The 24,686-nt window shown below is 55.5% G+C and carries 36 protein-coding genes; 22 read left to right on the top strand and 14 right to left on the bottom strand.

Annotated features, from left to right (window positions below):
- The first annotated feature begins 5 nt into the window (after positions 1-5).
- The 13 genes from EIY72_RS03830 (at position 6) to EIY72_RS03770 (ending at position 10,261) form a co-directional block, all read left to right on the top strand.
- Positions 6-413 carry a hypothetical protein gene (locus EIY72_RS03830; RefSeq protein WP_093218202.1) on the top strand — a complete coding sequence of 136 codons (408 nt, stop codon included), beginning with the start codon at positions 6-8 and terminating at the stop codon, positions 411-413.
- 3 nt (positions 414-416) lie between these two features.
- Complete coding sequence (locus tag EIY72_RS03825; RefSeq protein ID WP_093218205.1) at positions 417-818, top strand: hypothetical protein; 402 nt, start codon at positions 417-419, stop codon at positions 816-818.
- A gap of 156 nt (positions 819-974) precedes the next feature.
- Positions 975-2,426 (top strand): phage tail tape measure protein, encoded by a 1,452-nt coding sequence (locus EIY72_RS03820; protein WP_093218208.1) that lies wholly within the window; start codon positions 975-977, stop codon positions 2,424-2,426.
- 2 nt (positions 2,427-2,428) lie between these two features.
- Positions 2,429-3,085 (top strand): phage baseplate protein, encoded by a 657-nt coding sequence (locus EIY72_RS03815; RefSeq protein ID WP_093218210.1) that lies wholly within the window; start codon positions 2,429-2,431, stop codon positions 3,083-3,085.
- Positions 3,085-3,393: a phage baseplate plug family protein gene (locus EIY72_RS03810; RefSeq protein WP_093218213.1), complete on the top strand. Its 309-nt coding sequence runs from the start codon at positions 3,085-3,087 to the stop codon at positions 3,391-3,393. Before EIY72_RS03815 ends, EIY72_RS03810 begins: the two co-directional genes overlap by 1 nt.
- 8 nt (positions 3,394-3,401) lie before the next feature.
- On the top strand, positions 3,402-4,805 hold the full coding sequence (locus EIY72_RS03805; protein ID WP_231985542.1) for a baseplate hub protein: 1,404 nt from the start codon (positions 3,402-3,404) through the stop codon (positions 4,803-4,805).
- A gap of 94 nt (positions 4,806-4,899) precedes the next feature.
- Entirely contained in the window at positions 4,900-5,508 is a 609-nt protein-coding gene (locus EIY72_RS03800; protein WP_093218218.1) for a hypothetical protein, read from the top strand.
- Between the two features lie 89 nt (positions 5,509-5,597).
- A complete protein-coding gene (locus EIY72_RS03795; protein WP_093218220.1) occupies positions 5,598-6,305 on the top strand; it encodes a Gp138 family membrane-puncturing spike protein in 708 nt (235 codons plus the stop codon).
- Positions 6,302-6,649, top strand: coding sequence for a contractile injection system sheath initiator (locus EIY72_RS03790; protein WP_093218223.1), 348 nt, complete (start codon positions 6,302-6,304; stop codon positions 6,647-6,649). Before EIY72_RS03795 ends, EIY72_RS03790 begins: the two co-directional genes overlap by 4 nt.
- Positions 6,642-7,862 (top strand): baseplate J/gp47 family protein, encoded by a 1,221-nt coding sequence (locus EIY72_RS03785; RefSeq protein ID WP_093218226.1) that lies wholly within the window; start codon positions 6,642-6,644, stop codon positions 7,860-7,862. Before EIY72_RS03790 ends, EIY72_RS03785 begins: the two co-directional genes overlap by 8 nt.
- Complete coding sequence (locus tag EIY72_RS03780; RefSeq protein ID WP_093218229.1) at positions 7,862-8,503, top strand: baseplate wedge 1 family protein; 642 nt, start codon at positions 7,862-7,864, stop codon at positions 8,501-8,503. Before EIY72_RS03785 ends, EIY72_RS03780 begins: the two co-directional genes overlap by 1 nt.
- 1 nt (position 8,504) lies before the next feature.
- Positions 8,505-9,800: a hypothetical protein gene (locus EIY72_RS03775; protein WP_093218231.1), complete on the top strand. Its 1,296-nt coding sequence runs from the start codon at positions 8,505-8,507 to the stop codon at positions 9,798-9,800.
- The gene (locus tag EIY72_RS03770) at positions 9,800-10,261 is read left to right on the top strand and encodes a tail fiber assembly protein (RefSeq protein ID WP_093218234.1); all 462 of its coding nucleotides are present in this window, start codon (positions 9,800-9,802) and stop codon (positions 10,259-10,261) included. The genes EIY72_RS03775 and EIY72_RS03770 overlap by 1 nt, the downstream gene beginning before the upstream one ends.
- A gap of 16 nt (positions 10,262-10,277) precedes the next feature.
- On the opposite strand, the gene EIY72_RS03765 is transcribed toward EIY72_RS03770, so the two are convergent.
- Complete coding sequence (locus EIY72_RS03765) at positions 10,278-11,405, bottom strand: acyltransferase family protein (RefSeq protein ID WP_157720931.1); 1,128 nt, start codon at positions 11,403-11,405, stop codon at positions 10,278-10,280.
- Between the two features lie 62 nt (positions 11,406-11,467).
- On the opposite strand from EIY72_RS03765, the gene EIY72_RS03760 reads away from it, so the two are divergent.
- The 3 genes from EIY72_RS03760 to EIY72_RS03750 are packed head-to-tail and all read left to right on the top strand — an operon-like array spanning position 11,468 to position 12,880.
- Positions 11,468-12,001, top strand: coding sequence for a glycoside hydrolase family 19 protein (locus tag EIY72_RS03760; RefSeq protein WP_093218239.1), 534 nt, complete (start codon positions 11,468-11,470; stop codon positions 11,999-12,001).
- Complete coding sequence (locus EIY72_RS03755; protein ID WP_093218242.1) at positions 11,998-12,528, top strand: DUF2514 family protein; 531 nt, start codon at positions 11,998-12,000, stop codon at positions 12,526-12,528. Before EIY72_RS03760 ends, EIY72_RS03755 begins: the two co-directional genes overlap by 4 nt.
- A gap of 10 nt (positions 12,529-12,538) precedes the next feature.
- On the top strand, positions 12,539-12,880 hold the full coding sequence (locus tag EIY72_RS03750) for a hypothetical protein (RefSeq protein ID WP_231985543.1): 342 nt from the start codon (positions 12,539-12,541) through the stop codon (positions 12,878-12,880).
- A 293-nt stretch (positions 12,881-13,173) separates the two neighbouring features.
- On the opposite strand, the gene EIY72_RS03745 is transcribed toward EIY72_RS03750, so the two are convergent.
- Genes EIY72_RS03745 through EIY72_RS03735 form a run of 3 tightly spaced genes read right to left on the bottom strand, consistent with a single transcriptional unit; the run spans position 13,174 to position 15,152 of the window.
- Positions 13,174-14,286: a tyrosine-type recombinase/integrase gene (locus EIY72_RS03745; protein WP_093218246.1), complete on the bottom strand. Its 1,113-nt coding sequence runs from the start codon at positions 14,284-14,286 to the stop codon at positions 13,174-13,176.
- Complete coding sequence (locus EIY72_RS03740) at positions 14,286-14,498, bottom strand: hypothetical protein (protein WP_093218249.1); 213 nt, start codon at positions 14,496-14,498, stop codon at positions 14,286-14,288. The genes EIY72_RS03745 and EIY72_RS03740 overlap by 1 nt, the downstream gene beginning before the upstream one ends.
- Positions 14,499-14,534: 36 nt before the next feature.
- Positions 14,535-15,152, bottom strand: coding sequence for a hypothetical protein (locus tag EIY72_RS03735; protein WP_093218252.1), 618 nt, complete (start codon positions 15,150-15,152; stop codon positions 14,535-14,537).
- 89 nt (positions 15,153-15,241) lie between these two features.
- On the opposite strand from EIY72_RS03735, the gene EIY72_RS03730 reads away from it, so the two are divergent.
- Complete coding sequence (locus EIY72_RS03730; RefSeq protein WP_093218255.1) at positions 15,242-15,868, top strand: DUF6680 family protein; 627 nt, start codon at positions 15,242-15,244, stop codon at positions 15,866-15,868.
- Positions 15,869-15,947: 79 nt separating this feature from the next.
- Here EIY72_RS03730 and EIY72_RS03725 read toward each other — a convergent pair whose 3' ends face one another.
- Both EIY72_RS03725 and EIY72_RS30070 read right to left on the bottom strand, forming a co-directional pair.
- Positions 15,948-16,235: a hypothetical protein gene (locus tag EIY72_RS03725; protein WP_093218258.1), complete on the bottom strand. Its 288-nt coding sequence runs from the start codon at positions 16,233-16,235 to the stop codon at positions 15,948-15,950.
- The gene (locus EIY72_RS30070; RefSeq protein ID WP_231985544.1) at positions 16,232-16,603 is read right to left on the bottom strand and encodes a hypothetical protein; all 372 of its coding nucleotides are present in this window, start codon (positions 16,601-16,603) and stop codon (positions 16,232-16,234) included. The genes EIY72_RS03725 and EIY72_RS30070 overlap by 4 nt, the downstream gene beginning before the upstream one ends.
- A 47-nt stretch (positions 16,604-16,650) precedes the next feature.
- Between EIY72_RS30070 and EIY72_RS03715 the strand changes: the two genes are divergently transcribed.
- Complete coding sequence (locus EIY72_RS03715) at positions 16,651-17,286, top strand: hypothetical protein (RefSeq protein WP_093218261.1); 636 nt, start codon at positions 16,651-16,653, stop codon at positions 17,284-17,286.
- Positions 17,287-17,298: 12 nt separating this feature from the next.
- Here EIY72_RS03715 and EIY72_RS03710 read toward each other — a convergent pair whose 3' ends face one another.
- Entirely contained in the window at positions 17,299-18,222 is a 924-nt protein-coding gene (locus EIY72_RS03710; RefSeq protein WP_093218263.1) for a DNA cytosine methyltransferase, read from the bottom strand.
- Between the two features lie 47 nt (positions 18,223-18,269).
- On the opposite strand from EIY72_RS03710, the gene EIY72_RS03705 reads away from it, so the two are divergent.
- Both EIY72_RS03705 and EIY72_RS03700 read left to right on the top strand, forming a co-directional pair.
- Positions 18,270-18,761 carry a hypothetical protein gene (locus tag EIY72_RS03705; RefSeq protein ID WP_132680106.1) on the top strand — a complete coding sequence of 164 codons (492 nt, stop codon included), beginning with the start codon at positions 18,270-18,272 and terminating at the stop codon, positions 18,759-18,761.
- Positions 18,762-18,883: 122 nt separating this feature from the next.
- On the top strand, positions 18,884-19,453 hold the full coding sequence (locus EIY72_RS03700) for a hypothetical protein (protein WP_132680105.1): 570 nt from the start codon (positions 18,884-18,886) through the stop codon (positions 19,451-19,453).
- A 128-nt stretch (positions 19,454-19,581) separates the two neighbouring features.
- On the opposite strand, the gene EIY72_RS03695 is transcribed toward EIY72_RS03700, so the two are convergent.
- The 7 genes from EIY72_RS03695 to EIY72_RS03665 form a co-directional block, all read right to left on the bottom strand.
- Entirely contained in the window at positions 19,582-20,397 is an 816-nt protein-coding gene (locus EIY72_RS03695; RefSeq protein WP_093218269.1) for a DUF2303 family protein, read from the bottom strand.
- 26 nt (positions 20,398-20,423) lie between these two features.
- Positions 20,424-20,771: a hypothetical protein gene (locus tag EIY72_RS03690; RefSeq protein WP_093218271.1), complete on the bottom strand. Its 348-nt coding sequence runs from the start codon at positions 20,769-20,771 to the stop codon at positions 20,424-20,426.
- 91 nt (positions 20,772-20,862) lie between these two features.
- A complete protein-coding gene (locus tag EIY72_RS03685) occupies positions 20,863-21,324 on the bottom strand; it encodes a hypothetical protein (RefSeq protein ID WP_093218276.1) in 462 nt (153 codons plus the stop codon).
- On the bottom strand, positions 21,321-21,554 hold the full coding sequence (locus tag EIY72_RS03680; protein WP_093218280.1) for a hypothetical protein: 234 nt from the start codon (positions 21,552-21,554) through the stop codon (positions 21,321-21,323). The genes EIY72_RS03685 and EIY72_RS03680 overlap by 4 nt, the downstream gene beginning before the upstream one ends.
- Positions 21,551-21,913 carry a hypothetical protein gene (locus EIY72_RS03675; RefSeq protein ID WP_093218284.1) on the bottom strand — a complete coding sequence of 121 codons (363 nt, stop codon included), beginning with the start codon at positions 21,911-21,913 and terminating at the stop codon, positions 21,551-21,553. The genes EIY72_RS03680 and EIY72_RS03675 overlap by 4 nt, the downstream gene beginning before the upstream one ends.
- 75 nt (positions 21,914-21,988) lie before the next feature.
- On the bottom strand, positions 21,989-22,372 hold the full coding sequence (locus tag EIY72_RS03670) for a response regulator transcription factor (RefSeq protein ID WP_093218287.1): 384 nt from the start codon (positions 22,370-22,372) through the stop codon (positions 21,989-21,991).
- Positions 22,373-22,734: 362 nt separating this feature from the next.
- On the bottom strand, positions 22,735-23,472 hold the full coding sequence (locus EIY72_RS03665) for a S24 family peptidase (protein ID WP_408003239.1): 738 nt from the start codon (positions 23,470-23,472) through the stop codon (positions 22,735-22,737).
- A gap of 102 nt (positions 23,473-23,574) precedes the next feature.
- Here EIY72_RS03665 and EIY72_RS03660 point away from each other — a divergent pair, with 102 nt between their 5' ends.
- On the top strand, positions 23,575-23,805 hold the full coding sequence (locus tag EIY72_RS03660) for a transcriptional regulator (protein WP_093218289.1): 231 nt from the start codon (positions 23,575-23,577) through the stop codon (positions 23,803-23,805).
- A gap of 199 nt (positions 23,806-24,004) precedes the next feature.
- Positions 24,005-24,686, top strand: a 682-nt coding sequence (locus EIY72_RS03655) for a helix-turn-helix domain-containing protein (protein ID WP_243701727.1), incomplete at its 3' end; no start/stop codon positions are given.

Raw genomic sequence — 24,686 nt, 5'->3', positions numbered from 1 at the left:
TCTGAATGTCCCTGAATAATTTCTCTAACGACCTGACCGTCGTCACCATCAATGGCCGGCAAATCCAGGACTGGGGCGACACTGCCACCCCATACACAGATGCGCCGATCGATCCTCGCAGTCAGCTGCGCCGTGGCCAGGGCGGCAACGCTGTCCGTCTCGATCGCCAGAACCCAGGCCGTGAGGTGAACGTCTACCTCAATCCGGGCTCATCCGACTCAGCATACGTGCAGGGCCTGCTGAACTCGAACGCCAACATCACTCTGACCTTCACGCAGATCGGCACGCTCGAAACGGCCCTTGGCTCGGAAGGCGTGCTGGTGAACGACGGCCAGCGTGGTCGCGCCGGTTCAACCATCACGGACGATCAGTTCACGATGCAGTTCAACATCTGGGAAGCGACAAGGGGCTAATAGATGAGCGTGAAACCATTCACCATTGGCGGTGTGCAGTACAACGCAGCCATGGCCAGCGCTGTCGATCAAGACCGGCTCATGTCCATGTTGTCCGGCGCCGTGCTTGAGCGATTTGCAACGGCGGCGCATGCCGGCTTGGAAGTTGACGGCCAGGTCCTCTGTGCGATGTTCATGTCGATGCGCCAGGACGTGAAGGCTCAGGTCTCGCAGATGCTCATGGGAAAAGTCCTCATCAACGGCACCGAGCGCCCGGTAACTGTCGCTGACTTCGGCGGCAGGATGGTGCAGTACAACCAGTTGCTCGCCGAACTGCTGCTATGGAACCTCTCCGATTTTTTCGACTGGCTGCCCAGCGGCGCAAAAGACGCTCGGCAGGACGAGGTGGTAGGCGCAGCGCAATAAATTGGTTCCTGATGCGCCCATGCGTCGGTATTACCGGAATCTGCCCCCCACTGTGCACATGGTCCCAACTGGCTGATGGCTCTCTGTCTATCGCAGATGTGGAGCGATTTAACCAGGCCATGGACGAGATGTGGGATCAATACGAGGCTGTGAAGAATGGCTAGTAAGGTTCTGAAGTCGTTCCTGATCGGCATCGGCTACGACACCAAAGCCCTGGATGCGGGCGACAAGAAGATTAACGCCAGCCTTAACGGGATCAAGTCCAACGCCCTCGGAATCTCAGCGGCACTGGTCGGAGCATTTGGGGCTGGCGCCGGGGCAATCGTCGGTGTAGCCAATCGCGTAGACAAGCTGGCCATGTCCACACAGAACCTGCGCACCTCGCAGGCTGCCGTATACAACTATGGCAACGCCCTAAAGCTCATGGGTGGCGATGCAGCGGACGCTGTCGAGACCTTGGCGCATTTCGAAGAGATTCAAAATAATCTCCGACTCAAAGGTGATGCTGGTCCAATCAATGATTTGGCTACGGCTGGCATTGATGTCAGCTCGCTGTATAAGACGAGCACTGGTGAAGAGTTCATGCGCGCCCTCGCAAGCATGATTCCAAACCTCGACGAAGGTCAGCGCGCACAAGTACAAAGCTCGCTCGGGCTATCTGACGGTGTGTTCCGCTCGCTGGCCGGCGGGGTTGATAAGCTCGACGATGCGATGAAGCGCGCCAGCGGCCTCACTGGCAGTGTCGATCAGTTGACTGACAATGCACGGAAGCTCGCGGAAAACTCCGCAGAGTTCAGCCTGATCCTGGAAGGCATCAACAATGAGCTTTCTGAGAAGTTCATGAAAAGCCTGGTTGGGGCTGGTAGTGCGCTGAACAACTTCCTCAAGGACCACCGCGAGAGCGTGAGCGGCGTTATTGATTACGCCTCAGACAATCCGGTCGCTACAGCGACATTGGGTACTTCCGCAGTTGCAGCCGTCGTTGGGGCAACATTTGCGAAACTTGGTCTTGCATCGATTGGCGGGCTGGTCAGCAAAACTGGAACCGCTGGCGTTGCCATCACCGGTGGCGCGATTGGGTCAAACCTGATCAACAGGTCTCTAAACGAATATGTGCCGGGTTACGGCGATGCTGCTCGCGGCTTTGATGAACTTCTCAAGGATGTGACCGGCTTAGATCGAATCAAAGGGCCGATGGAGCTTATGTATGGGGGGGATGGGAATGCAACCCAGAGTCGAAGCGATATCAGGTATGAAAAGCCGCAGGAATATACGGGGAAAGTAATCCGATCACAGAAAGACATCGACTATCTGAATCGACGAGACGAACCTCCGGTCGAGGTCTCTCGGCCCGCAGAGTCGGTCTACGGCGAAAGGTCAGCGGCAGACATCATCCCGCCGGCCGAAGCAACCAGTCGCGAAGATGAGCGAAATGCGAATGCCGATGCACTTGCAGGCGCGCTGAGTCGTACTCCGATCAAGGTGCAAAACCAGCTTGGCGTGACGCTTCAGTTGGACGGGCAGGCGCTTGAGTCGAAAATCACGCAGGTCAACGAGCGGCAAAACTACGAGACCCTTGGCGACCTGAAGACCACTACGGAGCGATAGCCTTGAGCATCATCAACATCTTCACGCGCCAGGCTCCGACCATCGCGGGCTACTCGTTTGACGCGGTGCTGGAAGATACGTTCGAGGCCACGGTAAACATCACGTCCTTCCCGATTGAGTCAGGCGTGAGGATTTCGGATCACCGAATCCTTAACCCGTTCAAGTGGACAATGACCGGCGCAATCAGCAATAACCCGGTAAAGGTCCAGCTGACCGACTTTCTAGGTGGTGCACTCTCCAACCTCACCAGCAACCCGATCGTTTCAACGGTAGCCGGTCTTTCAGCCGGTTTCTTGGCAGGCAGCGATGAAACACGGGCAAGCTCTACGCTCGAGTTTCTTGTCTGGCTGATGCAGTCCTATGACCCGTTCGATATTGATGCTGGCGACATCCTGCTCAAGAACATGGCGATCACGCGACTATCTCGAACCAAGGAGCCGCGGAACGAGGGTGGCCTTGAGTTCGTCGTGGAGCTTCAGGAAGTTATCGAACTGGACCGAATCGCCCGTGATGCAGAGTGCTCGATTCCTCAACTCCGGGATGGCGACCCGTCACAGAGTGCTCTTGCCCGTGCGATCAGGCGGGGGCAGGCCATTGCCAAGGAGGCAACGGATACTGTGGCGAGTGCAGTGAACAACGTTCTTGATGGGGTGGTTTGATGTTCGTGATTCCGTTGCGCGCCGGCGCCGAAAATGCTCATCAGCGATTTGCTGTGCAGCTGGGTGACAACCTGATCGACTTCGAGGTGGATTTCATCTCGTACCTTGATTATCCGGCCTGGTCGATGAACCTGGTGCGAGACGGAACCCGTCTTGTGGCAGGCGCAATGCTGGAGCCTGGTAGCGACGTGATTCAGAGCTACCGGACCGCAATAGGCCAAATGGTTTTCACGGGTGCAGATGTCACGCTGGACAACCTGGGCGTCGAAAACTTTCTGGTCTGGATTCCCCCTACGGTGGACACATGAGACAGCGAGTGTGGTCGGTCGACATAAACGGCAATCCATACATCAGCCAGCAGGCCGGGCAGCGTCAGTTCAGAATTCAATTCAACGTCGATATCTCGCCTGGTGATGCGGTCTCATTTGCCGACATCCGCCTCTACAACATGAACAAGAGATCAGCCATCGCCCAGCGATCCAGCATTGTTCTGCGTGCCGGATACAGCGACAACATCGATGCGATTTTCACAGGGTTTGTGACCAACACCCTGCGCGAGCGTGAGCCTGGATCGCCTGAGATCATTACCCGCCTGATTTGTCGCTCTGGGCAGCCAGCGACTGATCGATTATCTGCACAGCTTTCATTCGGGGTCGGCTCTCGTGTTGAAGAAGTGATTCGGGCTCTGGCAAGGGCGTGGCCCCTGCCGGTTGATATCGATAATGCTCAGTTCGCCGACACTCCAGCGCTGACATCAGGGTTGGTTGTTGATGGCGATATCCCTTCCGCCATGGCTGATCTGGCTTATGCCTACAAGTTTGAATGGATGCAGGATCGTGGGCGGATCGTGGTTACCAAGCCAAATATGCCACGCTCAACCACCATCGTTCAGGTTGACCAGTTCAGCGGAATGATCGGTATTCCCGAGGTTTCTCGCGGTCCTGATGGGCTTGGCGTATTCGTGGCAGTCCAACTGAGCCCATCGCTGCGTATCAACGGGAAAATCAACGTAGAGAGCGAGTTTGCGACGTTCAACACAGGGAATCTGTTCGTCTCCGAGCTGAGCGGTGACGCCACTGCGAACGGTGAGTACAACGTGCTCGCAATGAAGCATTCCGGGGATTCGCATAGTGATCAGTGGCGCACGGAGATTGATGGCCTCCGGGCTGGTACGGCGCCAGCGGCTACCGAGGTCGCCACCTCCGAGAACGGGAAACTCATCTGGGGCGCCCGGGTAGAACAGGCGTTCCGGGTCAAGGTGCGGGAGATTTCCGGAAACTTGTCCATAGATCCCAACTGGCTGATGGCCGTGATGGGGTTCGAAACCGGATACACGTTCAGTCCCGCCGCACGAAATCCAGGCAGCACAGCAACCGGGCTTATCCAGTTCGTTGAGTCGACGGCTAGGAGCCTTGGCACGTCCACAGCGCAACTAGCGCGTATGACCGCAGTGCGGCAGCTGGATTATGTTGAGGGCTATTACCGCCCATATAACGGTCGCATCCGTAACCTTGGCGACGCCTATCTCGCTGTCCTGTGGCCGTCAGCGGTTGGCAGGCCGGATTCCTACGTGATGTGGGAGCGTGACTCCGGGCCTTACCAGCGCGAGTATGCCGCCAACTCCGGCCTCGATGTGAACCACGATGGTGTCATCACCCGTGGAGAGGCAGTCTCATCGGTGAACACGTCCTACATGCGCGGACAGCAGTTCATGCGATAGGCCCTTGGTTGAGCTCAGACCAACTGATACATTTTTCACCTGAATTCAGCTTCTGTTTGGCTGATAATATGTTTTTAACCCGCGGACTGGTGCGATGAAAAGTTATCTAGTGGCTTTGATTTTTTTGATAGTTACTCCGGCTATCGCAGCTTCCGATAATGCTAAAAATCAAATAGATTTTCTCGATACGCCCTACGCGGTAACGCACCTAAGTGATTTTGATATCGATTGCGTGTGGACAAAAGACGATCAAGGAAGGCTGAAAAGTGAGGCGATGGGGCCAGATGGTCCGGGCGTGTGCTGGGACAAAAAATCAGTTGATCAGGTTAGAAAACTGGATGAAGAGGGTAAGTTAACCTGGCATAACCCGACCGGCAGCGACCATACAGGTGGAAATGAAAGTGAACGAAGGGTCGAGTTCGGCGGGTATGTTGCTACTAAAAATAATCTACTCGGATCCGTGTTGCTTGCCTGCTACACCGGCAGCTTAGACAGCGACGGCCTGCTGGTTTCTAAAGAAGAGCAAGAAAATAGATATATGGCTTTGCTGGGTTTATACGAAGGCGAGCCATCGAGCATTAAAAAAGTAACTAATGCGTATAGTTTTGCACGCCGAAATCTTAGTGACCGTTACCCGCTAGATACAAGGGGTCAGTATCGCGCCGCTGTTTGCGATCAGATGGTAAAGAAGGGAAAGCTTTAAAGATTCCCGTATGTGATAGATAACCATGAATTAATAAACAAACCCGCTCCGGCGGGTTTTTTATTACCTGCGGTAAATGGAGAGCCTTAATGCTTGAATCAGAAGGCCGCGCAAAGCAGGCGAAACTGATCCGCGATGCATTCCGCGAGGTCATGAAAGGTGTGAGTACTTCGATACCTGGGCACGTTCTTACCTTCAGCCCGTTGACCCAGCTTGCTCAGGTACAGCCAGGCATTGCGCGGGTGGACATCAATGGAGCCGAGTTCAAGGTGCCACCAATCATCGAGGTTCCGGTCTATTTCCCGGGAGGTGACTTCTGTGTCGAGTATCAGATTGACCCCCAATGCGAGGGCGACATCCTGTTCTCTCAACGCTGCATCGATGGATGGATCCAGAGCGGCGGAATTGCTGCAAACCCGATCGGGCGTTTCCACAACATGCAGGACGCAATGTTCCTTCCTGGCTTCCGCTCGCAACCGAATGTGTTGCCGGAGTTCCAAAACAACGGCGTGCGCATGCGCAACAAGGCTGGCACGCAGTTCGTCTGGCTGAAGAACGACAACAGCATCTCCATGGATAACGGGGTCGCGAAGTTTGACGTGCTGGCGGACGGCACAACTCTGATGCAAAACGGCGCTGGCAGCTTTCGGTTGCAGGCAGACGGATCGTTCCTGATCAACGGCCTGAAGATTACGCCTGACGGCGACGTGATCACGGCTACCGGCATTTCCCTCAAAAATCACAGAACGTCCGGTGTTACGCCTGGATCTGGAACAAGTGGAGTGCCAGTTATATGACCGTGCGCAAATTGGACGACAACGGCGACATCGTGACTCGTGGCCAGCAGTTCCTAGGCGGAAAAGAAGAGATCGCCCAGACGGTGATGACCAGGCTTCGGTTGTTCCTCGGCGAGTACTTTCGCGACATCACGGACGGCACGCCTTGGTACGAGCAGATCCTCGGCAAATTCGCCAGCCTCTCTGCTGCCGAAGCCGCGCTAAGGGCAAGGATCGCCAACACTCCCGGCGTCATCCGCCTCACCAGCTTCTCCGCTGACTTCGACATCAACGCCCGCCGTTACAGCGTGACCGCTGGAATTCTCACCGCGTTCGGCCTGGAAGAGGTAACACTGGATGGCTAGCCTGACCGCAAATGGCTACGTGCTGCAGACGCAAAATGACTGGTTCGCGCAGGAGCGGCAGTTCTACCTCGATATCGACCCGCTTTGGAATCTTGACCCTTCCACCCCTGACGGCTTGAAGATGGCGCATGACGCCGAGATCTTCTATTCGTTGGATGAGACCCTTCAGCAGGCCTACAACTCGAAAGACCCTAACAAGGCGAAGCGCACGGATCTGGATATCGTCTGCTCGCTGACAGGGACAACCCGCTCGAATGGTTCTGGTTCCAGCGTACAGCTGACACTAACGGCCACCGCAGGCACGGTGATATTCGCGGGAAACCGCTTTGAGTCAACCGTCACCGGTAGCCGCTGGACGACAGATCAGACGGTTACAGCGGACGTATCTGGTCTCGCCATTATCAATGCGACCTGCACCGTGGTCGGGCCAACGCAGGCCGATACGGGCACCATCACTCGCATCGTAGACGTGGTCGCTGGCCTGTCTGCCGTCACGAACGCGGCCCCAGCTACGCCAGGCATCGACGCGCAGACCGATGAGCAACTGCGCGTGACCAGGGCAACCGCCGTCGGCAGACCTGGCAACAACCAGATCGATTCGATGCTTGGTGAGATTTTCAGCGTCGCCGGCGTCCGAAGGGTAAAGGTCTACGAGAACGACACGAACAGCGCGGCGGTTTCTTCGGATAACCCATACGGGCTTCCGGCTCACTCTATTGCGCCGGTAATCGACGGCGGTGTTGACGCTGATGTGGCCATGGCCATTTACCTGAAGAAGAACCCAGGTGCACTGCTTTTTCAGGCCGGCACCCCATTTTCGGTTCTGGTGACATCGCCGAAGTATCCCAGCAACAAGAAACTGATCAAGGCCAGTCGCCCGGTCTATGTCGACGCCATCCTGAATATCACCCTTGTCAACGACGGAACGCTCCCGTCAACGATCATCCAGGAGATCAAGGACGCGGTTGTCGAGTTCGGTCAGGGCGAGCTCATTCCGGCAGATGTCGGATTCAAGATCACCGGCTTCGATATCGGCGAATCGGTCCCGTTCAGCACGGCACTTACGCCTGTCAACAAGGTGATCGGCTCGTACGGGAATAGCTACGTCAATATAGCCTCGTCGAACCTGAACGGATCCACAGGCACGCTGGCGATTGCCTACAACCAGATGTCGCGGTGGACCTTGGCCAACGTCAACGTGACGGTGACTTGATGAACATTCCAGATCGGGTCTATGCCCAGTATCAGAACAAGCCGAAGGCGGTCGCGTGGTTCTCGATCGCTCGTTCACTCGGAGGCGATATCGAAGCCGCAACCGAAGCGGTCCGCAAAAGCTACGACATCGATAGCGCCGAAGGAGAGGTGCTCAACGTCATCGGGCGTATCGTGGTGGCCCCGCGCAGTTTCCTGGGCGCGGTCGATATGAACCCCGGGTTTTTCGATCTTATAGACGGATCTGAGTTTGGCGACGAAGACGCGATGTTCAGCCCTCTGAGCATTGATCAGGACGGAAAGCTTTCCGATGAGCTCTACCGCTTGGTGATCAAAGCCAAGATCGTCAAGAACAATGGCGACGCGACAATAGAAAACATCCTTGAGGGGATAAATTTCCTTTTACCGAACGCCGACGTGTTGCGCGTCACTGACGGTGAAGACATGTCGTTCAGCATCGAGTTCTATGGAGAGATTTCCGATCTTGAGCGATTTGCTCTGCTCAATGCCGGCCTTGTACCGAAGCCTCAGGCAGTCCAGTTCAATGGATTCCTTGAGGGATTCGGAATGTTCGAGTTCGGTGATACAGATGCCGAGTTCGGTGATGAAAGCGCAGAATTTGCAGGATACATAGGGGCTTAACATGTCACTGAAGCTTAACGAACGCTACCCGGGTCGATTCAACAACCCATCCGCTGACTACCCACAGGGCTATTTCAAGAACAGAACAAGCCCCACCGCGAAGGACGGTTCGTATCTTGAGCAAGATTGGGCAAACGATAAGGAAGGTTTCTTTCAGTCCTTGATTTCTGTGGCAGGGTTAGTCCCAAACGGATTGGTCGACAAGGTCGGTGCATCTCAGTATTACGATGCCTTGCTGAACGTTCTGTACGCCGCAGCCCGGAAAACCCCTGTTCTAAACGACACCGGAACTGCTGGCGTCTACGCAGCCGCGAACACCCCGGCACTTACTGCATTGCCGGCCACCGGCTATATGCAACGGGTGAAGATCGCCAACCTTAACCCAGGGGCGTCCACCTACGCACCAGACGGCCTTGCCGCTAAACCGATTTATGGCCTTGGCCTTCAGCCACTTCAGGGCGGTGAGCTTCCCGCCGGTGTGGCAGTTCTTATGTACCTGGTGCAAGCCGGCGTAAACGGCGGTAACGGGGCGTGGATTATTATCGAGTCCCTTGGCGGGGCCCAACAAGTTGCGGCGGCTACCAAGTCCCAGCATGCCATGCAGTTCGGCCAAGCCACTGGACGGCTGTTGCGCACCACGATCTACATCAACAACGGCGGTACCCTGCAAGCATCGGTCGATGGCGGTGCGTTCGCCAACGTCAGCTCAACCTTCACACCACACCCATTGGCGTTAACCGCCGAAGGTGAGGTCCAAGGGGGTGGTGGAGGTGGGGGGAATGCCGCATCCACTGGCGCTAGCCAAGTGTCCGCCGGAGCTGGCGGTGCCGCTGGAGGATACGCGCGAAAGCGTGGAGCGATCGCCTCATTCGCTGGACAGACTATTTCGGTTGGCGCCGGTGGCTCCGCATCAGTAGGCGGGTCCAGTGCTATCGGGTTATTGGTCTCCGCTTCAGGTGGCGGGCTTGGTCAAACCGGCGCAGCAGGCTCAGCCACGAATAATCCCTTCGGCGGATCAAATGGAGGGGTTGGGACTGGCGGGGACTTAAACGCATTGGGTGGCGGTGGAATATACGCGCTCTATGCCACTGCTCCTATTAGCGGAAAGGGCGGGGCTTCTCTATTCGGTGATGGTGGCCCACCTACAGGCGGTCCGCCAACCACAGGCAGCCCAGGGAACGCAGCTGTAAGTTATGGCGCTGGTGGTTCTGGAGCGGCTAATGGTGCCTCAGTGGCCACGAATAGTTTTGGCGGTGCTGGAAAAGGTGGCTTAGTAATTATTCGGGAGTACGCATAATGTTTAAAATTTACGCGCGGATTGATAATGGTGTGTACGTGGAGTTCATCGCTCCAGCGGACCCATATGATACTGAGGCCCCGGACTGGGAAGAGGGTGAGCCAAGCCGGATAGGGACTGAGCGACCAATTGAAGTAAGGTTCCCGGCTGAAATCGTCGCGACCATGGTCGACATAACAGGCATGGATCCCATGCCGCAGCCAGGTTGGACGTATAACGACGGCTTGTTCGCCGGTCCGGCAACACCAGTGATTGACTACACAGCAATAAATTCGGCATTCCTGCAGCAACTTAGCATGCAGGCTTCGCAGTCCATGACGCCTTATTTTTTGGCTTTGAACCTTGGAAACGCTACGGATGAAGAGACGTTGAAAGCCAAGGAATGGCAGATGTATTACCGAGATCTTCAGGTCGTTGATATCACCGAAGAGTCGCCGGCATGGCCTGTACCACCCACTTGATGGAATAGCAGTATCTTCATTCCGCCACAGTTTTTGCCTTCTGAGTTCTGCCGATTCGAATTATTCCGTTCAGGTAATCACGGCAGGGCTTTTCTACGGCCAGATGTAATCCAATCGACATCGTTATTATCAACCCAAGAAAAAACAATTCAAATGCTATGTTCGTTAAAAGTGAGCCGGTTACTTTGCTGTCGAATATCGGCCGTGCGATAAGATGGATCATATAGAAAGCGAACGAAGATTCTCCCAGGAACACTATCTTTTTGTTGGAGAGCGCAAGGCTCATCAGGCTTTTCTGATCCATAGCCAACGAAAAAATAAGTAAGGCGAAAACCAAGGCGTAGGCAGCGTCCCAACTATAAGCAGAGTAGAAGAGATCCTTTGAGGTCATTATCAAAAAAACGGCAGCGATGCTTACTAGTGATATCAACCGCCATACTGGTTTTTTATCGCCAGACTTCGCGTGCCTGCAAAAAAATATGGCAGCAAGCACGCCGAGGCCAAAGTCAAATACTCGGAACAATGGAAAATTATAAAGCCAACGGTGTGCAGAGTCTGGATTGGAAATCGCAAGATCATTCCGCGGCGGTAATGACAGGTAGGCTGCAAGAGAAAATTGAACAATCACAAACAGTATCGCAAGGCCAATTATTCTGAATTTAGATTTCATAATCCCTATTTTTGTAAAAAAAACCATGATAAATGGAAATGAAATATAAAGGAAAAACTCTACACTTATGCTCCACGCAGGGCTATTAAGACCGCCGATCACTGGTATGTCTGGGTGCCAAGCCTGTAATGCGAACAAGTAAATAAGGATTGGGCCGTCGGCACCTTGTAGAAACCAAACGAAAGCCATTGTTATAAAATATACTGGGTATACCCTGCTAAATCTCGCCCATAAATATTTCGGAGTTTCGGCTACTGGGCTGATTTCAAATCTATTTGAGTAGTTATAAGCAATGATGAAGCCAGACAGAACGAAAAAGAAAGTAACCCCAGAGTAGCCTGATGCAAAAAATATGCTGAAGCTGTCATTAACGCCGGCAATTGGATAGTGCGAAAAGAAAACCATCAATGCCGCGAAGAAGCGTAGGCCAGTAAGAGCCGGAATAGCTTCGATTCGGTTTAATGCTGTCGGCATCATGCCCTCCTTATTTTCGCGGGATTCTACAGCAATTCGGATTTAACAAAACGGAGAACCGTATGCCCATCAATGCGCAGCAGCTGCTTCAGATTCTCCCGAACGCCGGCGCCAAAGCCGGCGTTTTTGTTCCTTTCCTCAACACGGCAATGCAGCGGCACCAGATCGTCGGCAGCAAGCGCGTTGCCGCGTTCATTGCACAGATCGGCCATGAGTCCGGTCAGTTGCGCTACGTCCGTGAGATCTGGGGGCCGACCCCGGCCCAGACGAAGTACGAGGGGCGTGCGGACCTGGGCAACACAGTAATCGGCGATGGGTTCAAGTATCGCGGTCGCGGCCTGATCCAGGTGACGGGCCGGGCGAACTACGCCGCGTGCGGCGAGGCGCTGGGCGTGGACCTGGTCAAACAGCCTGAGCTGCTGGAGCAGCCGCAATACGCCTGTTTGTCGGCCGCTTGGTTCTGGGCGACGAAGGGGCTCAACACCCTGGCCGATGCCGGCGATTTCGAACGGATCACCCGACGTATCAACGGCGGGCTCAATGGACAGGCTGACAGGCTGGTTCTGTGGAAGAAAGCCACTGAGGTATTGGCATGACCTCGATCTGGCTGCGAGCCCTTCCTTATATAGTCGCGATCGCGTTGGTGCTTGGCGCGCTGTTTGCCGCCTATCAACACGGCGTGACGGTCACGGATAAGAGTTGGCAGGCCCAATGGAACGACCGCAACACCCTGGACGCCAAGGCACTCGCCGCGCGCGAGACGGCGGAGCGGGCAAAAGAGCAGGCCTACCAACAATCAATCAACAAGGCGGTACAGGATGGGCAACGCAACATCGATCAAGCGACGGCTGATGCAGCTACCGCTCGCGCTTCTGCTGACGGCCTGCGCGGGGCAGCAGACAACCTTGCCGCTCGGCTCGCAGCCAGTGAAGCCAGCGGTAATTCCTGCACTGCCGACGCAAGCAAGGCAGCTACCCGCGCCGCCGCAGTGCTCGCCGACGTGCTCAAGCGCGCTGATCAGCGAGCGGGCGATCTGGCTGCAATTGCTGACCAGGCCAGGGCCCGGGGAGTGACCTGCGAGCAGGCATATGATGGACTGATCCGTTCGTCAGCGCTTCATTGATCGGCTGCATATGGATTACGATACTGTTTATTTATCCAGTATCGAGCGGGACATGTATTTCACCATTACGCGCATGAGAGACAAGGGTGTTGCCAGGGACTGGAAAGCGATCAAGCAGACGCCAGGCATCCGCGCCGACATCAACATCAGAAACGAGATGTGCGAACTTTTGAACCGAACCAGCGACATTGCCCGGCTTCGGCCGCAGGGAATGCCGCTCGACGCGGTCCCTATCCCGCCGCTGCTGGATGCCCGAGTTTCAGGCATGGCAACCAACGCTTTCACGCTGAGCGGCCTTGAGGAAATCGACGGCTGCCTGTATGCGCAGTCGTGGTGGTGCAGGGATGTTTGAATTTCGGCAGAACGCCGCAGGGCAGGGACTTTCTCGACGAAAGCCTGTAGGGACTTTTGCGGGGAAACGTGAAACAAAGCTGAACCACGTTGAGCATCGATTGCAGTGGGCGCCCACGTAGAAGGTTGTTCTTTAAAGCATTTCAGCGCCCCTGCAAGCATGGGGTGCTAGGGGTCGAGTGTTCGAATCACTCCGTCCCGACCATTATTCCTGAGCAAAATCAGACACTTAAGCCGATCAACTAGATCGGCTTTTTTGTGCCTGCGCAAAACCCGCGCAAAACTGGCGCAAAACTACCCGGTGATTTCGCTGATATTCAGATCCGGAATTGCCTCGGACCAGATGACTTCTGCGTGGTCCCGCTGGTAGTTTTTGGTCATGCTCTCGCTGGCATGTCCGGCGATCTTCTGCCCGTCCTTTCCGGCTTTCTGATACAGGTGCAGCGACAATGCTCGCACTTCGTGGAAGCCCGGCATTTCTTCTTCCTTCCATCCCTTGTAACAATCCGCCGCCTCCCGAGCCTCTTTGAAGGCCCGTGTCAAATATCGCTCTTCAACCTGCGTCCAATGATCCTTCGTCTGCGCCTGTTTCTGTTTTTTGCGGTCAGGCCGGCGGTGGACCAGGTACGGGGAGACGATGTCATCCCGGCACCGGCTAATCACGGTCTGGAGTTCATCGGTCACTTTGAACCGTATCCACGCCGCATCACTGGCCTTGGCCGTCTTCTGCTGCACCACATACAGAAATCCCTCCCGAACCCCATCGAATCGCATGTTGAGGATATCTGTGCGGCGCTGCGCGGTGATCAGGGCCAGATCGATAGCGTTCTGCAGCCAGGCCGGCGACTTCTCCCGAATAGCTTTCAAGCCCTCGATGGTGTGCCGCTTGCGCTGCTTCTTCTCGATCCGGTTAATGGTGCTGGCAGCCGGGTTGTCTGGGCACAACCCCTTCGCTGCGGCATGGTTGAATATGTCGATCAGTAGGGCGCGGCACTGGTTCGCCGTGCGCGGGGTGAGGGCGTCCAGCATCTCCGCGATCATGCGGATCGTGATCTGGTCCACGGCCTTGCCTTCGAAGTGCTTCCGAAAGCGCCGGAAGTGCACCGCATACAAGCCCAAGGTGCCCTTGGCCAACTCCCGCGGCGGAAGGACGTCGCGCTCGTAAGTGTCGAGAAAACCGGTGAACAGGTCTGATGTGTTGCCCATCACAGAGCCAACCAGGTCGGCGCCACGCATGAATTCAAGATTCAGCTGTCTCGCGGCATCAATGGCTTTGAGGCGGTCGGCGCCGAACGGAAACCACTTCCCGTCGGTTGGCCGCCGGTAGCGATAGGTCGAGCGCCGCGCGTCGAAGTACAGATTCTGCGGAAGTCCCTTGTTCGCAGGGTTGCGCGGCCGTGGCACCATCATGCGGCTCCTTTCAATACCATTGCGACCAGGTCGTTGCCATTCGAGCGGCTGAATGCGTTCCAGTCAACGTACCAGAGTTTGCCGATCTGCTCGCCCGGCACCTGGCCGTTGCGTATGTGGTTGCGGATTGCCTGCGAGCAGAGCGGAGTGCCGCCTCTGCCCCAGCGCCGGCGTTGAAACTCGCTGATCTTGATCAGTTCTTTTTTCATTGGGTGCTCCATGCCGCGCGTGGCGACAGTGGGTGGTTATTCGGTGGCTTTTGCGATCGCGGCCCGGGCTTTCGATATCTCGGCGAGTTCGCGTTCATGCTCGGGGGTTGTGTACTTGAACTCGTTTGCCAGCAGAGTCCAACGCTCAATGGCGAACTCAAGGGCCGAGACAAGCTTTTCCCGTTGGTTCTCTAGTTTCTTCAGCGCCAGGCGGATCTGGTCGGCGTCTTCCGCCAATTCATAAGCCATGATTTCGAAGTGTTCGGCAGGCTCCCAAGGTGAGGGGATAACGTTCGTTACCCAGTCATGCCAGTGTTCAACGCTTTCACCTTGAGCGATCCGTTCCTGCTTTATACGCTCGCCCATATCGCGCAGCTCATGTGCTCTCTGTTCGGCATCTTCCTTATTAAGGCAGGGGTACTCTTCACCCGGGCCGACGCTATGGATTGCCCAAAGCTCAACCTTCGGCTCCGCCAGTACCTGTCGGAAAACGCAGACCTCCTGACAGAGTGAGGGGCCACCCTGGGCAATATCTGGATGGCTTTCCAGCAAGATCAGCGCCCGCTCGACACTGTTTCGGTCGAGGGTAATGACCTCGGCAGCCGGCGGAGGCGGTGCGGTCAAGGCTTCGATGATTCGTTCTATTCCGGACATGCGAAATCCTCGCCCGCCTACACCGGCAGGCTCTTGTGTGGGGTAGGGGTTAGGCTGGGCGCTTAATTAAGATTGGGAGTTCTTTCACCATGCTACGCTCCATGAAAATAGAGAAAATTTGGGGTGGGGATATGGCCGGCCTAGAACTGACCATTTCGGATTGGATGATTGTTACCGCCACGTTGCTGGGGCCAATACTTGCGGTGCAAGCACAGAAGTGGATCGAAAGATCCAGAGAGAGCAGAGCTAGGAAACTTCAGGTATTCCATACGTTGATGGCGACGCGCGGCGCACGTCTTTCCGCCGATCATGTTCGGGGGCTGAACATGATTGACCTGTCTTTTTACGGCTCTGTTCGATTGGGAAGGAGGTGGACCTCAAGCCGTGATCAATCCGTTCTCAATGCATGGAAGGAATATCACGATCATCTAAGCGATTCTTCCAACCTGAATTTGAGTATGGAGGCACTTTGGGTTCAGCGCGATGAGCTGTTTGTGAACCTTCTTTTTGCGATGGGGCGGTCGCTTGGTTATCAGTTTGATCGGGTCCAATTGAAGAAGAGCTGGTACTCGCCAAACGCACATGTTCAAAACGAAGTTCGAATGGATAATCTTGTTACAGCCGCGACTGGAGTGCTTGAGGGCAGAACCCCGATACAGATTGTGCCAGGTAAATTGGAGCGCCCGAGTGGTGACGCGAATGCGACCACCCCTTGACAGCCAGGGCGGCTGACTTTGAAGGGGGAGGGAGTAGAGTTGCGGGCGGAGTATAGATGTACTCCTATGCGGCTGGCGTTCACTTTTGCTCATGCTCCAGCTCAGAAGCGATCGCCGCTACCTCGGCGAACAGCTTCTGCTGCTTCAAGTTTCGCTCCTCGTAGATGGCTTTCAGGCTGCGATTCAAAGCGGCCAGTGCCGAAACGCGCGAGGTGTGAACCTGACTTTCATGGAGCATGTAGGTCCGGCCTGGGCCTTGGTAGCACTTCGGCCCTAAGCGGCGATTCTGATCGGCGCGTTGGTGCAATCTGATTTCCTCGACTCGCCGCATCCGGACGTTGATCATCCAAAGCCCGGGGCTGCTCACGGCTTCACCATTTCGTCGGGATCGAATCCGAACCGCCGGCAGAGCGCATGCGCGACGCCGGATCCACAGCAGAAAGCGTCCTTCATCACTACCCAGCGCTGCGTGCCGCGCCGGCTGGTGCCGGTCACCATTCGAACGGCTGTACGGATAAGTTCGTGTTCGCTGAACTCGCAGCCCGACAGGGTGATTACGCGGCTTTCGGCTTGCTGCGAGGTCAGTTCATCAATCCGCTGATCCGCTGCGTTCAGGCGCAGTTGCAGGGCGTCATGCTCACGGATCGCCTGGGTATGCTTGTCTCGCCAGTACAACACCGCGTCGAGTTCTTCAGCCGCTGTGACTGGTGCTGCAGGTTTGTTTTCTGTGGGCATGTGATACCTCTGCGAGTATATTCGTGTCCCGACGTAGGGAGCTGTGTATGGATCGAGTGATAGTTTCTGGTTGTGTTTTGTTGGTCATCTTCGGAGTTACACTCGGTGTTTCGATAAACTTTCAAAGTGGTGCAAGCGAAACAGTAAAAAGCATTTTGGATACAACCGCAGCTATTGCAACGATAATTGCTGCAGGAGTGGCCGTATATGCTCTTACCTTGTGGAAATCAGAGTTCAGGCACGGTAAAAAATTTGAAGCCCTTGCAAGGCTTAAAGCTGCCGTTGATAGCCTAGGAGTCGCTCCGAGATTTATGCGCTACTCCATGATGCATGGCGTGCACAGTGCGAGAAGAAGAGCCCCGGAGTCACTTTTTCTAAATGAGGCTCTGAAAGGTGCTCGGGAAGCATGGAATTTAGCAGAGTCTGAATGTTTAGCTGCAATCGATGAATGCGAGTTCTTTATTGATGATTCAAAATTTCGTGAGCTTGTGATCCTGCAAATTGAACTGTATGGTTTGGTAGTCGGTTTTAAAGATGAGATGTTAGATTTAATGTTTCGAGAGGAAGAAATCGATGAGGCTTCTATACGGCAGCAGTACGCTATTGCTGAAAAGGAGTGCAGTTTTCGCATTGAGTATTTACATGATCTTGTTAAGAGCTTGCGTGCGGGATTTCGCAAATAAGTTAGGTCAGATTTACGCCGCTCGTATTAAAGCCTCAATTATCCGCTGCCCGGCTAACGGCGGAACCGCGTTCCCGGTCATGTGCATTGTCAGGCGGTGATTGTCCGGCCGAAGGGTATTGGCAGGAAAAGATTGAGCGGCCATCGCCTCGTTGGCAGTGATCATGCGCATCATGTCGCCGTCGACCACTGCCCAACGGTCCAGAGTGGTGATAGTGCCGATCGGGCGGTCAAGGCTGCGCCCGGTTAGTCCAGATCCTGAGCCGTAATAGGGCATGACGAAGCGTTCGCCGAAGCGTTCGCGACCATTCTTCACACGGGTCATCGTTGACGCGGCGCGGCCTGGTTTGTTGATCGGCGACCACTTACCGGCGTCGAAATCGATAATCTCGCGGGCTGGCACGTGTTGGAAGCGGGGCAATTGCAAGTGCAGCGGTGCCCTGCTGCGCGAGCAGACCATGAACAGGCGTACTCGGTGCTGCGGGACGCCAAGGTCAGCGCAATCCACTATGTGCGGGGCCAATGCGTAACCCAAGCGCTGCATCGCGTCTGCCCACGCTGGGTATAGAACCCAGTCCATGAACTCCGGAACGTTCTCGATCACGGCGAACTCAGGCCGATTCACTTCGGCGTTCCCCACTGGGGCCCAAGCTGTCGATCGTGAGTTATCCCGTTTTGGGTCAGCTTGCGCCAGGCCGCGGGCCTTCGTGTGCCCTTGGCAGCATGGGGATGCCAGCATCACGTCATGTTTCGGCACTTGCGACCAGTCAGCCTGGTGGAGGTCCTGGCACGCGTGAATGGTGTCCGGGTTGTTGCGGGTGTGCCACTCAACTGCCTCGGGCCAATGGTTTGCAGCCCAGAGAACATTGAGGCCTGCGTTGCGGCCGCCCTTAGTCCACCCGCCGAAGCCGGAGAACAAGTCGATTGCTGATTGCATAGGGGATCCTCGCCGGTATAGTCACGGGTTTTAAATGGGGGTGGGTTGTGAGTTGGGAAACAGTTTCTTGCTGGATCGAAAGTCACCCAGGACTGGCATCATGGGTGCAAGCGGTGGGATCAATTTTGGCAATACTGGCAGCAATTTGGATCGCGAATAGGGATTCGAGATTCAGGCGAAATGCCGACAGAGAAGCAAGGCTCGGCGCTCTTGTCCGTGCTATAACCGCTGTAACAGATGCAAAAAAGCGAGTCGTAGCCGGATTTGAAGGGATGAAAGAAATAGGCCCGTCGCGGGAACTTGTTGCCGCTATCAAATCTGATCTCCAAAAATCTGAGGAGCACCTGAAAGAAGCCATGTCGATTCATGGGGTGGATTCAGAAATCTATGTACATCTCTATGATGCTAGGATTGCCGTCGAATCTTCGGCTCAGATGCTGTATCTCGTCTCTTCCGGGGGGACTACGGGTGAAATTACGCTCGCAGGCCTAGATGCAGCACTTGATTCCCTCAAAAAAATGCAAATCGCAAAAGGCTAAATCTACATTATTCTCAATGAAGCCGACGCCCGAAGTTTGGTGAGCCTGGCACCGATTGGCGTGATTCGTTGAAGTGGTGTATTTGTGTTCTGCCCGGCATGGGGCTAGTAAGGGGGAGTGTGGTGGATTTGATTAGTGGGTTTAGCTCTGTTTTAACAGCAGCGCTGGGCGGGTTGATATCGTCGGGCGTGATCACATATGTTTTAGGTGCTCGACGGGCAGAGAGAGAAGTGCTTCGGGGTAAACTTGAGTCGTTGTATACAGAGTTGTCTAAAGATATGCGTCTAGTGCATGTTAGAGCCAACGCTTGCGTCGACGATGTCCAGAAGTTAGAACAGGATCAGTCTATTGATTCAGATGTTCCGGATAGCGCAAAGAATACTGAAAGTCAGCTGCCTTTTGACAGGTATTCATCGCTCATTAATATTTATTTTCCTAGTGTTGTTCCTGCCTATCAGAATTTTTTTTCAGTGTACCAAGCCGTCAATGCGCTACACATTAGAACTCAGGTTGATCTGTTGTTGAATGGAAAAACATCAGTATCTAGATTCGATGACATTCTAAAAAAAGCAAGTGAACTAGGTCCGTGTGCCATGGCCGTACATAGCGCGCTTCTATATGAGGCTGACAAAATTAATTGCCCATTATGGCGAAGACCATTTTTAAAGAAACGTCACGATCCGACCGTATGACATTTAACAAACTCAACGGATCTTTCTTGGGGTGGAACTCCAAGGTAAGACCAGTTTGACGCGAATAACTTCGCCGATTGGCAGTGGGATACTCGCGGTAGAACAAGCCGGTCGCCCGGCCTGATTAATTACTTCGGATCGAACGCACCGAGGGAAAGCGATGCGTTGGTGCCAATCTTGTCCTGCAGCACTGTCTTGAACTCCTGCGCTATGTCTTCGCGCTGTACCTCTTCACCAACCCAGCGCAGCTTCAACGCCGGCACTGCGCCGCTGGTGATCACCGAAATGCGCAGATTGATCTGCTGCTCGGTCAAACCCTCGTAAGGGATGGTGCTGAACAACAGGGCCGCCGGCAGCGTTTCTTTGCTGCGAGCCTCAATCTGATCCATGGCGCTACGGCTGGCGCTGGTATCGCCGACGGTGGTTTCAGATTCGCTGGATGCTTTGACTGTGATGGTTCGCACCGCCGCGATGGCCTTTGCAACGGGAATCGCTTTGCCTTCGTCATCCACCGGCGTCAGGTACTGGTGCCAGTCTTCGATCCAGTCGCTCAGATCCTTCTGCGTCATGGCCCGTCCGCCGATGGACTGCGCGGCTTTGTAGCCTGCTGATGCCTTCAGCTTCAGCACAGCGCGGTCGTCGGCATGGCCTGGCTCGGAATCGTCACCCAGATTGAACAGCAGGGTGCAGGTCATTTCGTCCTGGTCGATGAAGCCCTTGGCGGTGGCGATCGCCCGATCAGCGACGTAGGTGCTGAAGTCGGCCAGCGAATGGGTGGAGTAAATGCCGCGGAAGCGGCTGCGACCGGACTGCCATTTTTCCAGGCTGACAACCTGGCAACCTTCCGGCAGAACCACTGTCGGCGTCAGGGTGTCCAGCGGCTTGCCGCTCGCTTCGAGCGCAGTGTCGGTGATGAGCTGGATCGCTTCTTTGGTCAGAGACATTGTTTAGGTCCTTGGTGGTTAAGCGGTTAGGTGCGAGGGGTGATGGGAGCTTGTTCGCGGCTGAAAAGCTGGTCGTGTTTCTCCGCGAAGAGGGTGATCTTGCCGCCGGTACCAACGTGCATCGGCGTATCCAGGCTGGTGTTCTCGCTGCGGGTACCGCGCTTAGTCGGCACCTTGTAGTCGAGCTTGTGCTTGATCTTCACTTGGCTGGACTCGCCGATCTGGCTGAAGTCCAGGGTGATCACCAGCTTGCCGGTCTTGCCATGGTCAACAACCCCGGCGGCAACTTCGGAAAGGGCGTGGCCGATCTGGCTGGCAAATGCGCCGCCGTTCAGTTCTTCGAGAAACTCGGCGGTGTCGGTTGGGGTTGGCATGGCTGTTTCTCCGGGATGGCCAAGAGGCCGCTGGGGGGAAGGTTGAATTGCGACTGGCGAAGGCGCTGGCGCACCTGGGTATTGATTCGTTTCACGCGGCGACCTTCACTTGGTGCCAGGCGCCGGCGGCGTAGAACAGCTTCGCGGCCTGTGCCTCGTCGAGCGATACCTCGGCAGGAACGGCGATCCAGCCCGACGCCACCAGGTGGTTCGGGTTGCAGCTGTCTCGCAGCTCCAGGTAGTAATGCTCGATGGCATCTGTCAGGCGCTCGACCTTGTAGATGCCCTCGGGCGAGATCTCTACCGACTTGACGTACTCGACGCCGCGATCATCGCGGCACATGGCGCTGAGGTAGATCGTCCAGCGGTAGGAGAAGTCGAACAGCGCGTTTGCGATGGCCAGGCTTCGGATCTGCCGGCAGCTCTTCCAGTTGGCCATGATCTGCGCGCCGCTGGGGTCAATGTTCACGACGGCGACGTGATTGGTCCTGAGCAACGCCCGGCAGTTTCGTTCGGCACGGGCGAAGCCATTGTTCGGCTTGCGCTTGCTCATAGCGCCTCCGTGATTCGTCGCAGTGCGATCCGTTCGGCGTGGGATGGGGAAGGCCGCCGGCGTTTCAGTACGGTGTCCGGGTCGATCTTGTTGGAGCGGGAAGGGCGGGGCTCAGGCCTGAAGGCCGCTGCGGCTTCAGCCTTCCCACCGGCACCGAAGAACTCGGCGATTTTGCGTTCGATTTCGGTCAGTACCGCGGTGCGCGGGTCTGGCAGAGGACCGGTGTTCATCGTGAGACTCCCATGAAGGCGAATCCGGCGAGCATGACGGCGGACACGAATGCCCAACGGGTCATCAAGCGCGCCACGTAAGCGACGGTGCGCTGCGTAGTTTTGGTAGCGCGAGCCGCGCTTTCGAAATCCTCAGCCGACCGGCAGGCATTGAGGTGTCCGGCGATTTCGGCACGCTCGGTACCGGTCTGGCGATCAACTACGCCAAACAGATTGTTACCGTGTGGCACTACGGTGAAGCGCGGCGAAGCCACGGCGGCTGTAATCCCTGCCTTTTGGTAGAACTCGGCGGTGGCCAGGGTGGCGCGTTGACGCAGTCCGTCAAGGATGGCTCGGCTCAGTTGGATTGTCGGGTTCATGTCCTTTCCTCAGTTCATTCGACAGGAAAAACTTTTCCGGTTAGGTGCAAAATGTTTCCGATGTGCTTACACCACCTATGCATGGAGGTCGTAGGCCTCGGCGCGTTTCGCCGTCCGTACCTGGGCGATTCGACGTTCAGGGACTCGGCGATCACGTCGCATGGAATCGCCATCAAGCATTGCGTGCATGGCGATCAGCGCTGCCAGCACGAAGCACATCGGGGAAATGATTTGCCGGCGCATCGCCTCGGCTACCAATGCGGCGCGGCGGGTGACGCCGAGCTTGAACATTGCATTGGTGAGGCGTTTCGCGACGGTGGCCGGTGAAATGCCGACCTCTCGCGCGATTTCCTTGGCGGTCAGCCCGAGGGCTACCCACAGAAGGAACTGAAGCTCTCGCGGCGCCAGGCCACGACCGAGGTGACCCTTCCATGTGCCATTTACGATTTCTGTTTCCATCGCGTTGACTCCCGGTTGTTTTCCCAATGCACCCGGGTAAGCAGGTGCATCAGTGAAAAACTCTGTGTCCCTTCGGCGCTGCTGGCGCGGTACGGGCTCAATCAAGTTGTTCGTCCGACCGCGACTCAGTCCGCCGGATAACTGTTTGCGGTGCTTTACGCTGCACACCTGGGTCAGTTGCCAACCCTCTGAACCATTGAGGCTGGTTCATCGCTGCCTTTCATATGGCCGGTTGTTATCCGGCAATGATGCAACATTACCCATGGGTAACATTATTGGTCAATACCTGTAGGTAATTATTTTTCTCGCGGGCGAAAAAAAACCCGCTGGAAAGGCGGGTTTTTTGAGTGGCTTGATAGCGATTAGAGAAGAACTGAGTACCAGAAGACCTTACCGATCACGATGATGTCTTTTTTTAGCATTTCCTCTGCGCTGTATTCTTCGTCCGGATGCTCGTCTCTGTTGTAGCTGCGCATTCTGATGCCGCCGCCAGGTGCGCGGTACAGGGTCTTCACCCTGAGTTGGCCTCCGTGATTCAAGGCGTACATTTTTCCATCAGTTATCGATGTGCAACCCTGGTCAACGCCAACAGTACTTCCATGAGGCAGCACCGGCTCCATGCTGTTTCCGGCCACGGAAACACATACCGCTTCGCTCGGCTGCACGTTCTGTCTACGAAGTGTTTGCTTGCCAAAACGCAGCTTTTGCTTATGCGATGGCTCTACCACGGTCTTTCCGCTACCTGCGGATAGTTCTACTTCCTTGAGGAACGGCACGTACACCTCATCATCATCCAGCGGTGTGTCATCGTCCCAAACCGAGAATTGGCCCAGGTATTCGGCGTTGCTCTCAACTTTCTCCGCAGGTTGCATGCCCTGACGGTCAAGCTGATAACGCTCTAGGTTGAGCTTCGTCTCAATGTCCCGAGCGAAGTCTTCCCCGATGTTTTTGCTACCGGCTGAGGATGGCGCAGTCGAGAGGCAGCGGGATATGTAGTTGGCACTCTTTCCCAAAGCATCGGCCAACCTGGCCTGCTTTCCGTCAAAGCGCTGCTTCATGAGTGCCCGCAAATTTTCGCGGCGAATATCTGAAATTTCCATCCGCAAATCATCCATCACGGTTACCAATAGGTAAATTCCCTGTGGGTATTGCTTTGAGATTACCTAGAGGTAATACTTTCTACGTCTACAAGGAGGGCCCGCATGCGGACCAAAAAACCACAACTTCTCGTGTGGCTGAAAACTGCAAGTGACGCGGACGTCCTCAGTACTGGGACTAGTCGCGCCTATTTGCGCCTGATCGCCTACGGCCATAAGACCGCTTCAGCCGAAATAGCTGCTCGCACTGAGTCAGCTACAGGGGGAAAGGTAACCAGAAAGGACCTTCGACCCGATGACTGGCAACAAATCTGGCCAGAGCTTTCTGGGGCTTGAGCGTGCATCGATTCCCGTTTCGTTGAACCAATTATTCGGGAATTTGCATTTTGAAGCAGTACACCGTGCATAGCTGTTCATTTATACAGCGCATAGGACATGGAGGCAGAAGGACGATGAAATCTAAAAGTGGCAACTCGCCGGAAAAACGCCTTGGTCACCTCAAGGCATCGCCGGTTTCTGTCCAGGATGTTTCCGTATGAGCACCGTCATCATGAGCGCGTGCTGGCCACTGCTCGGCATGAGCCCGGCTCAGAAGGCAGTCCTGATCTCTTTGGCCGACAACGCCAATGACGAGGGCGTTTGCTGGCCTTCCATTGCGACAATTGGAGTGCGCACTTGCCTGTCTGAGCGTGCGGTTCGCAACGCCTTGCGTTGGCTGGAGGAGGCGGGCGTGTTGGCGAGTAACCAACGTTTTGGCCGTTCGACCTGGTATTCAATCACCCCGGCAGGATATGCCCCCGGCAGCAAATGCCCCCCGGCACCAGATGCCCCATCACCCCGGCAGGATATGCCGGACACCCCGGCACCAGATGCCCCCAGAACCGTAAGGGAACCGTCAATTGAACCGTCACAGGGTGGCAATCGCGTTCCGCGCTCGCCGTCTTGCCCGGTTCAGGACATCGTTGATTTGTTCAACCGACTGCTCACACCAGCTCTACCGACCGTAGTTCTCGTCTCCGAGGCACGCAAAAAGCAAATCCGTGCACGCTGGAACCAGAGCGACGTTCACCAGAATCTTGAGTTCTGGACGGAGTACTTCGCCACGGTCGCCCAGTCCGATTTCCTGATGGGCCGTGCTTCGGGTAAAAACGGCGGCGCACCTTTCCGGGCCAGCTTCGACTGGCTGATCGCCCCGAGCAACTTCGTCAAGGTTGTGG

The organism is Pseudomonas vancouverensis (genome assembly GCF_004348895.1).
Taxonomy (GTDB): Bacteria; Pseudomonadota; Gammaproteobacteria; order Pseudomonadales; family Pseudomonadaceae; genus Aquipseudomonas; species Aquipseudomonas vancouverensis.
Note: the sequence above shows the minus strand (reverse complement) of the source record. Positions and strands in the feature narration are given on the sequence as shown.

What these genes read in the sequence shown, in the direction of transcription:
- EIY72_RS03800 (WP_093218218.1), top strand. Translation starts at nt 4,900, where the DNA reads ATGAAAAGTTATCTAGTGGCTTTGATTTTTTTGATAGTTACTCCGGCT.
- EIY72_RS03820 (WP_093218208.1), top strand. Translation starts at nt 975, where the DNA reads ATGGCTAGTAAGGTTCTGAAGTCGTTCCTGATCGGCATCGGCTACGAC.
- EIY72_RS03740 (WP_093218249.1), bottom strand. Translation starts at nt 14,498, where the DNA reads ATGAAAAAAGAACTGATCAAGATCAGCGAGTTTCAACGCCGGCGCTGG.
- EIY72_RS30070 (WP_231985544.1), bottom strand. Translation starts at nt 16,603, where the DNA reads ATGCCCACAGAAAACAAACCTGCAGCACCAGTCACAGCGGCTGAAGAA.
- EIY72_RS03760 (WP_093218239.1), top strand. Translation starts at nt 11,468, where the DNA reads ATGCCCATCAATGCGCAGCAGCTGCTTCAGATTCTCCCGAACGCCGGC.
- EIY72_RS03690 (WP_093218271.1), bottom strand. Translation starts at nt 20,771, where the DNA reads ATGCCAACCCCAACCGACACCGCCGAGTTTCTCGAAGAACTGAACGGC.
- EIY72_RS03765 (WP_157720931.1), bottom strand. Translation starts at nt 11,405, where the DNA reads ATGCCGACAGCATTAAACCGAATCGAAGCTATTCCGGCTCTTACTGGC.
- EIY72_RS03825 (WP_093218205.1), top strand. Translation starts at nt 417, where the DNA reads ATGAGCGTGAAACCATTCACCATTGGCGGTGTGCAGTACAACGCAGCC.
- EIY72_RS03730 (WP_093218255.1), top strand. Translation starts at nt 15,242, where the DNA reads ATGCTACGCTCCATGAAAATAGAGAAAATTTGGGGTGGGGATATGGCC.
- EIY72_RS03675 (WP_093218284.1), bottom strand. Translation starts at nt 21,913, where the DNA reads ATGAACCCGACAATCCAACTGAGCCGAGCCATCCTTGACGGACTGCGT.
- EIY72_RS03680 (WP_093218280.1), bottom strand. Translation starts at nt 21,554, where the DNA reads ATGAACACCGGTCCTCTGCCAGACCCGCGCACCGCGGTACTGACCGAA.
- EIY72_RS03780 (WP_093218229.1), top strand. Translation starts at nt 7,862, where the DNA reads ATGAACATTCCAGATCGGGTCTATGCCCAGTATCAGAACAAGCCGAAG.
- EIY72_RS03660 (WP_093218289.1), top strand. Translation starts at nt 23,575, where the DNA reads ATGCGGACCAAAAAACCACAACTTCTCGTGTGGCTGAAAACTGCAAGT.
- EIY72_RS03665 (WP_408003239.1), bottom strand. Translation starts at nt 23,472, where the DNA reads ATGGAAATTTCAGATATTCGCCGCGAAAATTTGCGGGCACTCATGAAG.
- EIY72_RS03695 (WP_093218269.1), bottom strand. Translation starts at nt 20,397, where the DNA reads ATGTCTCTGACCAAAGAAGCGATCCAGCTCATCACCGACACTGCGCTC.
- EIY72_RS03785 (WP_093218226.1), top strand. Translation starts at nt 6,642, where the DNA reads ATGGCTAGCCTGACCGCAAATGGCTACGTGCTGCAGACGCAAAATGAC.
- EIY72_RS03795 (WP_093218220.1), top strand. Translation starts at nt 5,598, where the DNA reads ATGCTTGAATCAGAAGGCCGCGCAAAGCAGGCGAAACTGATCCGCGAT.
- EIY72_RS03670 (WP_093218287.1), bottom strand. Translation starts at nt 22,372, where the DNA reads ATGGAAACAGAAATCGTAAATGGCACATGGAAGGGTCACCTCGGTCGT.
- EIY72_RS03755 (WP_093218242.1), top strand. Translation starts at nt 11,998, where the DNA reads ATGACCTCGATCTGGCTGCGAGCCCTTCCTTATATAGTCGCGATCGCG.
- EIY72_RS03685 (WP_093218276.1), bottom strand. Translation starts at nt 21,324, where the DNA reads ATGAGCAAGCGCAAGCCGAACAATGGCTTCGCCCGTGCCGAACGAAAC.
- EIY72_RS03715 (WP_093218261.1), top strand. Translation starts at nt 16,651, where the DNA reads ATGGATCGAGTGATAGTTTCTGGTTGTGTTTTGTTGGTCATCTTCGGA.
- EIY72_RS03810 (WP_093218213.1), top strand. Translation starts at nt 3,085, where the DNA reads ATGTTCGTGATTCCGTTGCGCGCCGGCGCCGAAAATGCTCATCAGCGA.
- EIY72_RS03735 (WP_093218252.1), bottom strand. Translation starts at nt 15,152, where the DNA reads ATGTCCGGAATAGAACGAATCATCGAAGCCTTGACCGCACCGCCTCCG.
- EIY72_RS03790 (WP_093218223.1), top strand. Translation starts at nt 6,302, where the DNA reads ATGACCGTGCGCAAATTGGACGACAACGGCGACATCGTGACTCGTGGC.
- EIY72_RS03710 (WP_093218263.1), bottom strand. Translation starts at nt 18,222, where the DNA reads ATGCAATCAGCAATCGACTTGTTCTCCGGCTTCGGCGGGTGGACTAAG.
- EIY72_RS03745 (WP_093218246.1), bottom strand. Translation starts at nt 14,286, where the DNA reads ATGGTGCCACGGCCGCGCAACCCTGCGAACAAGGGACTTCCGCAGAAT.
- EIY72_RS03750 (WP_231985543.1), top strand. Translation starts at nt 12,539, where the DNA reads ATGGATTACGATACTGTTTATTTATCCAGTATCGAGCGGGACATGTAT.
- EIY72_RS03775 (WP_093218231.1), top strand. Translation starts at nt 8,505, where the DNA reads ATGTCACTGAAGCTTAACGAACGCTACCCGGGTCGATTCAACAACCCA.
- EIY72_RS03830 (WP_093218202.1), top strand. Translation starts at nt 6, where the DNA reads ATGTCCCTGAATAATTTCTCTAACGACCTGACCGTCGTCACCATCAAT.
- EIY72_RS03770 (WP_093218234.1), top strand. Translation starts at nt 9,800, where the DNA reads ATGTTTAAAATTTACGCGCGGATTGATAATGGTGTGTACGTGGAGTTC.